Source organism: Variovorax sp. 01T439_2, assembly GCF_056398445.1.
The window spans coordinates 1-8,776 of record NZ_JBFTPJ010000134.1; the positions used below are offsets into that span (position 1 = coordinate 1).

An 8,776-nucleotide genomic window follows, 5' to 3' on the forward strand; every position below is an offset into this window, starting at 1 on the left:
TCCTTGATGAGGATGCCGCGGCGCGCCGCCACGCCGGTGCCGGCCATCACGGCGACCGGCGTTGCCAGGCCCAGCGCACAGGGGCAGGCAATGACCAGCACGGCCACCGCGTGGATCATGGCCACCTCGATGTCGGCGCCCGCAATCAGCCAGCCCGCCAGCGTGGCCAGCGCAATCGCCAGCACCACCGGCACGAACACGGCCGCGACCTGGTCCACCAGCCGCTGGATCGGCGCCTTGGCGGCCTGCGCGTCCTCGACCAGGCGGATGATGCGCGCCAGCACGCTCTCGGCGCCCACCGCGCTCACCTCGACGACCATGCGGCCGTCGCCGTTCACGGCGCCGCCCGTCAGCGGGTCGCCAGGTCCCTTCGGCACCGGCAGCGGCTCGCCCGTGAGCATCGATTCGTCGACCTCGGATTGCCCCTCGATCACGCGCGCATCGGCGGGCACGCGTTCGCCCGGGCGCACCGCGAGCCGGTCGCCCACCATCACCTCGGCCAGCGGCACGTCGCTTTCGCCGCGCGGGCCCACCAGGTGCGCGGTCTCGGGCCGCAGCTGCTGCAGCGCGCGGATCGCCGAGGTGGCCTGCCGCTTGGCGCGCGCCTCCAGCCACTTGCCGAGCAGCACCAGCGTGATCACCACGGCCGAGGCTTCGAAATACAGATGCGGCATGCCGCCGTGCCCAGCATGCTCGCCCGTGGCCGCGCGCCACCAGAGCCACAGCGACAGGCCGAATGCCGCGCTGGTGCCGAGCGCCACCAGCAGGTCCATGTTGCCGGTGCCCGCCCTTGCGGCATGCCAGCCCGCGCGGTAGAAGCGCGCGCCGAGCCAGAACTGCACTGGCGCCGCCAGCAGCAGCTGCAGCCAGGGCGCCAGCATCCAGTCCTGCCCGAAGGGTTGGCCGAGCATCGGTGCCAAGAGCGGTATCGACAGCAGCAGCCCGACGCCCACGGGCCCGAAGCCGTGCCAGGGCGACAGCGCAGCGGCCTCGTCGGCCGCGCTGCTGGCCGCGCGCGGCTCGTAGCCGGCGGCGCGCACGGCGCGGCGCAGGCGGGCGTTCATGTCTTCGCCGCCGGCGGCGGTCACCACGCGGGCCGATTCGGTGGCGAGGTTGACGCTCACGTCCTGCACGCCCGGCACGTTCTTGAGCGCGCGTTCCACGCGCATCACGCAAGAGGCGCAGGTCATGCCGCCGACGGAAAGATCGAGGGTGCTCATCGGGTCGTGGAGTTTGTGCAGCAGATTGTCCATGCCCCAAGGCTAAAGTCTCACATCATGGCAAGGTCAAGCCGGCACGTGCAGTGTCCCTGCGCTGGACATTGACATCATGAGAAGGTTCAAACTGACGCCTCGTTCACTTCATTTCATCCAAAAGGAGCAAACACGATGAGCCAGAAATTCCAGGTATCGGGCATGAGCTGCGGCCACTGCGTGAGCGCGGTGCAGAACGCGGTACAGACGGTGGACCCCGAAGCGCAGGTCACGGTGGATCTTGAAACCGGCCATGTCGACGTGCTGAGCGCGCAGCYCCGAAAGGACATCGTGGCGGCCATCGAGAACGCCGGCTACCGGGTCCAATGAGCGGCTTCGGCACCGTTTCCATTGGCGAGGCCGCGCGGCTCTCGGGTGTCTCGGCGCGCATGGTGCGCCACTACGAAGGGCTGGGCCTGCTGCCCCCGGTGGCGCGCACCGACAGCGGCTACCGCCAGTACGGCGATGCCGACATCCACACGCTGCGCTTCATCAAGCGCTCGCGCGATCTCGGCTTCTCGATGGAAGAGATCGCCGAGCTCGTGGGCCTGTGGCACAACCGCCGCCGTGCGAGCGCCAGCGTGAAGCGCATTGCGCAAAGGCACCTGGGCGAACTGGAGCAGCGCATTGCCGACATGCAGTCGATGCGCAGCACGCTTGCACACCTGGTGCACTGCTGCCACGGCGACGCGCGCCCCGATTGCCCCATCCTCGACGACCTCGCGAAATAAGCGAAGAAAGACTCACGCTCCCCTGACGAGCGACAGCACTTTTCCGGCGTCGAGGGTGCGGGCCTTTTCCTGGATCGCCGGCAGGTACTGGGTCTGCAGGCTCTTGCCTTCCTGCACCACGCCCGAGAAAGTTTCCTTGAGCATCTGCGCCGAGAGCGTGCGGCCGCCTGCGTAGTAGCGCTTGGCCACGTGCCCGAGCGCGTAGGTCGAGGCGAAGCTCATGCCCGAGCTCACCGCCTGGTTGCCGAGGCCGCGCAGCAGCCCGCCACCCATCTTGCCGAGCAGGCCGCCAAGCAGCTTGCGCCCAGCCTGCTCCAGGTACTGCGAAGTCAGGCCCACGCCGACCGTCGCCAGAAAATCCTTCACGTGGCCGCTGTCGAGCTCGTAGCCGTAGGCCTTGCCGATGCGGTAGACCAGCTTCATCTGCAGCGGAATGATCGCCATGGTCGAGAGCGTCTCGGGCAGCAGTTCGAGCGCGCCGTTGAGGATGGAGGCGTTGAGGATCGACTTGTCGAGCTCCGCGCTGTCGGGCGATGGCGCAGCAGCAACAGCGGCGGGCGCCACGGCCGCGCCCGTACCGGCGGCCGCCGCCGGCACCGCCGCGGCAATCTCTTCCGCCTGCTGCGAGAACTGCGCCGCCGAGGCATCGAGCCCGAGCGAGCTGCGCACGTCCGCCAGGAACATGCGCTCGGCATCGGACTGCGTGCCGTCCGCATCGCACACGCACACCGCCATCTCGTAGGCCAGCTGCTTCGATTCCGTGCTCTTGAGCTCGCCCGCGACCGAGGCCAGCGAGACGCGCTTCATCAGCACGTCCTGGTAGATCGTGGGCAGGTTCATGCCGTCGGCTTGCGAAAGACCTTCGGCAATGCGCCTGATCTCGGCGCGTTCGCGCTCGTGCTTCTCGCCGTCGACAAAGGCGGCCAAGAGGCTGAGGGACACGATGGCCCGGGTTTCGGAAGGTGTCACGTTCGAATTTCCACTGGTTGAGGGACAAAGTTCGTTCGGCAGGGCGCCCGAAGGTTCCGCCGCCGGTTCTCCCCACAAAGCTTGGGCAACTCTGTGGATAACACTCGCACTTCCTTGTAAGAGAAAGCTAAGTGGTTGATCTTTAAGGAAAATCTACAGTCTGCCCAAATATGAGGCAATGAATTTCTCGCGCCGGAAAACGCCTTTGGCAGATTTTCCGGAGCCTGTCAAAGGACAACTCTGGGGAGATTTCCGGCACAAGCAGGGCGTTATCCACAGGGCCGGCGCTTCCGGCAATGTTGTTCCTTTTTGCGCGACAGCACAAAAGCGCAGCTGCGCACAGTGACGCGGGCATGACAAGTCCATGTCACGCAAGGGAAAAAGTGCCATGTCCACAGACCGGCGCTGCCCTTATCTACTACTACTAATTTGAATAAGAGAAATAAGAAATAGAAACGGGGACAGCGCCGCGCCCGAAAAAAAGTCCGTGGACGGCCGCGCCGTGTTCGCGGCGCCACGCAGCCAAACCAGCCTCGCCGGACGGCGCCCGCTCGCTAACATCCGGGGATGAGCTTCAAACCGCGGATCCTGATCGCCGAAGACGAATCGGGCATTGCCGACACCCTCCAGTACGTGCTGAAGAGCGATGGCTTCACGCCGGTCTGGTGCGCCACGGCCGAAGACGCCATCGCGCAATTCGCGCAGGAGCCGCCGGCGCTCGCGATCCTGGACGTGGGGCTGCCCGACCTCAACGGCTTCGAGCTGTTCAAGCGGCTGCGCGCGCTGAACCAGTCGCAGGGCGGTGCCGAGGTGCCGAAGCTGTTTCTCACGGCGAGGAGCGACGAGATCGACCGCGTGGTGGGGCTGGAACTCGGTGCCGACGACTACATCGCCAAGCCCTTTTCGCCGCGCGAGCTGGTGGCGCGGGTGCGCACCATCCTGCGGCGCAGCGCACGAGCGGGCGCTGGAGGGGCCGCGGGCCCCGGCGATGGGGTACCCCCTCGAATTCCGGGCGCGGCGCCTCCAGCGACTGCCCAGGCCCCCGCAATGCCGTTTGCGCTGGACAACGAGCGCATGCAGATCCGCTACTACGGACGCCTGCTCGAGCTCTCGCGCTACGAATACGGGCTGCTGCGCCTGCTGGTCCAGCGGCCCGGACGCGTGTTCACGCGCGACGAGCTGCTGCAGATGGTCTGGGATGACGCGAGCGACAGCTTCGACCGCACGGTCGATGCGCATGTGAAGACCCTGCGCGCCAAGCTCAAGGCCGTGGCGCCCGAGGTGGAGCCGATCCGCACGCTGCGCGGCACCGGCTATGCGCTGAACGAAGATTTGCCGCATACGCCGTGAGCCGGCGTACAAGGATATTCATCGGCATCCTGCTGATCTACACGGCGGGCATCGCCTTCCTGCTCTACCGCGTGGTGTCGGACATCGATCCGCGCTACCGCGAATCGGCCGAGGAATCGCTGGTCGAGACTTCGCAGCTCGTGGCCAGCCTGGTCGAGCAGGACGTGATCGCGGGCGCCCTCAACACCGCGCGGCTCGAGCCGCTGTTTCGCACGGTCTATGCGCGCGAGTTCTCCGCGCAGATCTACAACCTGCACAAGAACCGGGTCGAGCTGCGCGTGTACGTCACCGACCGCAGCGGCCGCGTGGTGTTCGATTCGCTCGGCCGGCACCTGGGCACCGACTATTCGCAGTGGAGCGACGTGAGCCGCACGCTCGCCGGCCTGTACGGCGCGCGCACCTCGCGCGACGTCGACGGCGACCCGCGCACTTCGGTGATGTACGTGGGCGCGCCGATCCGGTGGAACAACGAGATCGTCGGCATGGTCAGCGTCGGCAAGCCGGTGCAGAGCTTCGGCCAGTTCGTGGAGGACGCGCGCGCCCGCACGCTGTGGGTGGGCGTGGGTTCGGGGCTGGCGCTGCTGCTGCTGGCGGTGATCGTCTCGGTCTGGCTGGTGCGGCCTTTCGGGCTGATCTCGGACTACTGGGCCTGGGTGCGCGCGCAGCGCACGCTGAGCCTTTCGCGCATGGCGCGGCGCGCGGTCGATGCGGTGCGCACCGGCTTCAGCGAAATGCGCGATGCGCTGACCGGCCGCAACTACGTGGCCGACTACGTGCAGACCTTCACGCACGAAGTGAAGAGCCCGCTCTCGGCGATCCGCGGCGCGGCCGAGCTGCTGCAGGAGCCGTCGATGCCGCATGCGGAACGCGAGCGTTTCCTGAAGAACATCGAACGCGAGACGCAGCGCATCCAGGAAATCGTCGACCGCATGATGGAGCTCACCGCGCTGGAAACCCGCCACGGGCTGGACCGCACGGAGCCGGTGGCGCTGGCTTCGCTGATCGAGGACATCGCGATCAGCGCGCAGCCCGCGGCGGCCAAGCGCAACATCGGCGTGCGCGTGAACATCCGCGCCGAGGCGCGCGCGGAGGGCGACCCCTTCCTGCTGCGGCGTGCCATCAGCAACCTGCTGGACAACGCGATCGATTTTTCACCGCAGGGCAGCGAGGTGCTGCTGACGCTGGAGACCACCTCGAAGCTCGCGCGCGTGAGCGTGCGCGACCATGGCCCGGGCATTCCGGACTACGCACAGGAAAAGGTCTTCCAGAAGTTCTATTCGCTCGCGCGGCCGCACAGCCAGAAGAAGAGCACCGGGCTCGGGCTGGCCTTCGTGAAGGAGATCGCCGCGCTGCACCGCGGGCGCATCGAGCTCGGCAATGCGGCGCGCGGCGGCGCGGTGGCCACGCTCACGCTGCCGCTGCTGCCGTCACACCACTGAAGGGGGTCACTGGCCCGTGAGCGCCGCGTAGGCCCGGCGCGTTGCGGGGCTCACGGCCTCGAGCAGTTGCTCGTACGAGGTCTTGTGCCGCGCCAGCATGCGCGCCGAAGCCACCGTCTTCGACTTGCAGAACCAGTGGCAGGTGTGCTGCATCAGGAACAGCTCGGCCGACATCGTGAAGGCCTTGGCCTTGGGCGTGYGGCCCGCGTCGTTGCGCATGACCTCGGCAATGCCGCGCGCGTGGATCGCCAGCGCCTGGCGCAGGTCGAAGGTGGCGGCCGGAAACAGCCTGTGCGCGAACGGAATGGCCACTGGCAGCTTGCTCACGCGCGCATCGGCCGCGTCGACCCGCGCGAACTCGGCGGCAAAGCTGTCGAACTGGGCCGAGAGCTTTTCCTCGGTGGAATCGAGCAGGCTCCAGATCTGCTGGCGCCGCTCGGCGTTGTCCTCGCCCAGGCAGCGCAGGTAGCCTTCGGTGAGGCTCTCCATCAGCCTTTCGATCTGGTATCGGCCCAGGTGGCTGCCCAGCAGCGCGATGCGCTGGCGCTGGTCCCTGGACTTGAGGATGTAGGCGCCGACGACGATCAATGTCGCCAGGGTGAGGATTTCCATGGGGAAGAAGCGTGGGAAGGTCAAGCGAAAGAAGCCGCACCGAGTGTAGAGACTCGCTGCGGCTTCTTCCCGCCATGCCTCAGCGGAAGAAATCGAGGATGCGGTTGCGCTCTTCGGGCTGCGGCGGCGGGCCCAGCGGCACCGGGACGGCGGCCGGCGGCACACCCGTGAGTTCTTCGGCCGGCACCGGCGGCGGCTCGCTCTCCACGCCCAGGCTGGCCACGCTGTGGCCTGGCGTGAAGTCGTCGAAGTACCACTCGCCGTCGATGTTGACGACACCCGGCGGCTCGGCCATCTTGCTGACCGGCACGCCCTTGAGCGCGGCCTGCATGTAGCCGATCCAGATCGGCAGGCTCAGGCTGCCGCCGGTTTCGCCGCGCACGCCCAGCTGGCGCGGCGTGTCGTAGCCGATCCATGCAATGCCCACGGTGGTGGGCTGGAAGCCCGCGAACCAGGTGTCGAAGGAATCGTTGGTGGTGCCGGTCTTGCCGAACAGGTCGTCGCGCTTGAGCGCCTGGTAGGCGCGCGCGGCGGTGCCGCCCTTCACCACGCTCTGCAACAGCGAATCCATGATGAAGGCGTTGCGCTCGGGAATGGCGCGGCGGCTTTCGTCGAGCACCGGCGGCTCGGTCTCGACCAGCACCTTGTCGCGCAGGTCGGTGATGCGCGTGACCAGGTACGGATTGACCTTGTAGCCGCCGTTGGCGAACACCGAGTACGCCGTGGCCATCTGCATCGGGGTGACCGAACCTGCGCCCAGTGCCATCGGCAGGTAGGCCGGGTGCTTGTCCTTGTCGAAGCCGAAGCGGGTGATCCACTCCTGCGCATACGGCGCGCCGACGGCCTGCAGCAGGCGCACCGTCACCAGGTTCTTCGACTTCATGAGCGCGGTGCGCAGCGGCATCGGCCCTTCGAAGCCGCCATCGAAGTTCTTCGGTTCCCAGGGCTGCCCGCCCGGGGTGCCCGGCTCGAAGTGCAGCGGCGCGTCGTTGACGATGGTCGCGGGCGTGAAGCCTTTTTCGAGCGCGGCCGAATAGATGAAAGGCTTGAAGCTCGAGCCCGGCTGGCGCCAGGCCTGCGTCACGTGGTTGAACTTGTTCTTGCCGAAGTCGAAGCCCCCCACCAGCGACTTGATGGCGCCGCTGCGCGGATCCATGCCGATGAAGGCGCCCTCCACTTCGGGCAGCTGCGTGATCTCCCAGGTGTTCTTCGGCGTTCGGGCCACGCGGATCACCGCGCCGCGGCGGATCTTGATGTGCGGCGGCGCCTTCGCCGCAAGACCCGACTGCGCAGGCCGGAGGCCTTCGCCGGTGATCTGCACGGTTTCGCCGTTCGCGCGCACCGCGTTGATTTCCTTGCTGCCGGCCTCCAGCACCACCGCGGCCATCACGTCGCCGTTGTCGGGATGCTCGGCCAGCGCGTCGTCCACCGCCTCGTCGACTTCCTTGGGATCGTCCGGCAGGTCGACGAAGCGCTCGGGTCCGCGATAGGGCTGGCGCCGCTCGTAGTCCATGATGCCCTTGCGCAGCGACCTGTAGGCCGCCGCCTGGTCGGCCGCGACCAGCGAGGTATAGACCTTCATGCCGCTGGTGTAGATGCTGTCGCCGTACTGCGCGTACATCATCTGGCGCACCGTCTCGGCCACGTATTCCGCATGCAGCCGCTCCGGGTCGGCGGCATCGCGCAAGTGGAGCTCTTCCTTCTTGGCCTCGGCCGCCTGCTCGGCGGTGATGAAGCCGGTTTCGTGCATGCGGTCGATCACGTAGAGCTGGCGGGCGCGGGCGCGCCGCGGATTGGCCACCGGGTTGTTGGCGCCGGGCGCCTTGGGCAGGCCGGCCAGCATGGCGGCCTCGGCCAGCGTGACGTTCTGTAGCGGCTTGCCGAAATACGCTTCCGATGCGGCGGCAAAACCGTAGGCGCGGTTGCCCAGGTAGATCTGGTTCAGGTAGATCTCCAGGATCTGGTCCTTGCTGAGCTGCTGTTCCAGGCGCAGCGCCAGCAATATCTCGTAGGCCTTGCGGCTCAGCGTGCGTTCGGAGCTCAGGTAGACGTTGCGCGCCACCTGCATCGTGATGGTCGAGGCGCCCTGCTTGCGGCCGCCCTTGAGGCTGGCCACGGCCGCGCGCGCGAAGCCCTTGTAGTCGACGCCGCCGTGGTCGTAGAAGCGCGCGTCTTCCACCGCGAGCACGGCGTCCTTCATGACCTTGGGAATGCTCGCAAAGGGCGTGAGCATGCGGCGCTCTTCGCCGAACTCGCCGATCAGCGTGCCTTCGACCGTGTACACGCGCAGGGGCAGCTTGGGCCGGTAGTCGGCCAGTTCGGAAATGTCGGGCAGCCGGGGATAGATGGAGGCCACCGCAACGACGGCGGCCACCAGCAGCACCAGCGCGCCGCAGCCGAGCGCGATGGCGCTCCACCGCGC

The 8,776-nt window shown here is 67.5% G+C and carries 8 protein-coding genes; 4 read left to right on the plus strand and 4 right to left on the minus strand.

What is annotated here, in order from left to right; all coding sequences use genetic code 11:
• The coding region (locus tag AC1DOC_RS08985) for a heavy metal translocating P-type ATPase (RefSeq protein ID WP_478129683.1) at positions 1 to 1,253 on the minus strand (1,253 nt) is incomplete at its 3' end.
• A 135-nt stretch (positions 1,254 to 1,388) separates the two neighbouring features.
• Here AC1DOC_RS08985 and AC1DOC_RS08990 point away from each other — a divergent pair.
• The gene (locus AC1DOC_RS08990; protein ID WP_478129684.1) at positions 1,389 to 1,583 is read left to right on the plus strand and encodes a heavy-metal-associated domain-containing protein; all 195 of its coding nucleotides are present in this window, start codon (positions 1,389 to 1,391) and stop codon (positions 1,581 to 1,583) included.
• Positions 1,580 to 1,984: a Cu(I)-responsive transcriptional regulator gene (cueR, locus tag AC1DOC_RS08995; protein ID WP_012745194.1), complete on the plus strand. Its 405-nt coding sequence runs from the start codon at positions 1,580 to 1,582 to the stop codon at positions 1,982 to 1,984. Before AC1DOC_RS08990 ends, cueR begins: the two co-directional genes overlap by 4 nt.
• Before the next feature lie 12 nt (positions 1,985 to 1,996).
• Here cueR and AC1DOC_RS09000 read toward each other — a convergent pair whose 3' ends face one another.
• Positions 1,997 to 2,953, minus strand: coding sequence for a YcjF family protein (locus AC1DOC_RS09000; RefSeq protein WP_478079737.1), 957 nt, complete (start codon positions 2,951 to 2,953; stop codon positions 1,997 to 1,999).
• Between the two features lie 567 nt (positions 2,954 to 3,520).
• Between AC1DOC_RS09000 and creB the strand changes: the two genes are divergently transcribed.
• On the plus strand, positions 3,521 to 4,303 hold the full coding sequence (gene creB, locus AC1DOC_RS09005; RefSeq protein ID WP_478129685.1) for a two-component system response regulator CreB: 783 nt from the start codon (positions 3,521 to 3,523) through the stop codon (positions 4,301 to 4,303).
• Complete coding sequence (gene creC / locus AC1DOC_RS09010; RefSeq protein ID WP_012745191.1) at positions 4,300 to 5,742, plus strand: two-component system sensor histidine kinase CreC; 1,443 nt, start codon at positions 4,300 to 4,302, stop codon at positions 5,740 to 5,742. The genes creB and creC overlap by 4 nt, the downstream gene beginning before the upstream one ends.
• Positions 5,743 to 5,748: 6 nt before the next feature.
• Here creC and AC1DOC_RS09015 read toward each other — a convergent pair whose 3' ends face one another.
• The gene (locus AC1DOC_RS09015) at positions 5,749 to 6,354 is read right to left on the minus strand and encodes a hypothetical protein (RefSeq protein WP_478129686.1); all 606 of its coding nucleotides are present in this window, start codon (positions 6,352 to 6,354) and stop codon (positions 5,749 to 5,751) included.
• 79 nt (positions 6,355 to 6,433) lie between these two features.
• Positions 6,434 to 8,776 (minus strand): penicillin-binding protein 1A (locus AC1DOC_RS09020; RefSeq protein ID WP_478129687.1); only part of this gene is annotated, 2,343 nt, incomplete at its 5' end.

Excerpts from the sequence above, each read along its gene's own strand:
- cueR (WP_012745194.1), top strand. The coding sequence starts at position 1,580 with ATGAGCGGCTTCGGCACCGTTTCCATTGGCGAGGCCGCGCGGCTCTCG.
- creB (WP_478129685.1), top strand. The coding sequence starts at position 3,521 with ATGAGCTTCAAACCGCGGATCCTGATCGCCGAAGACGAATCGGGCATT.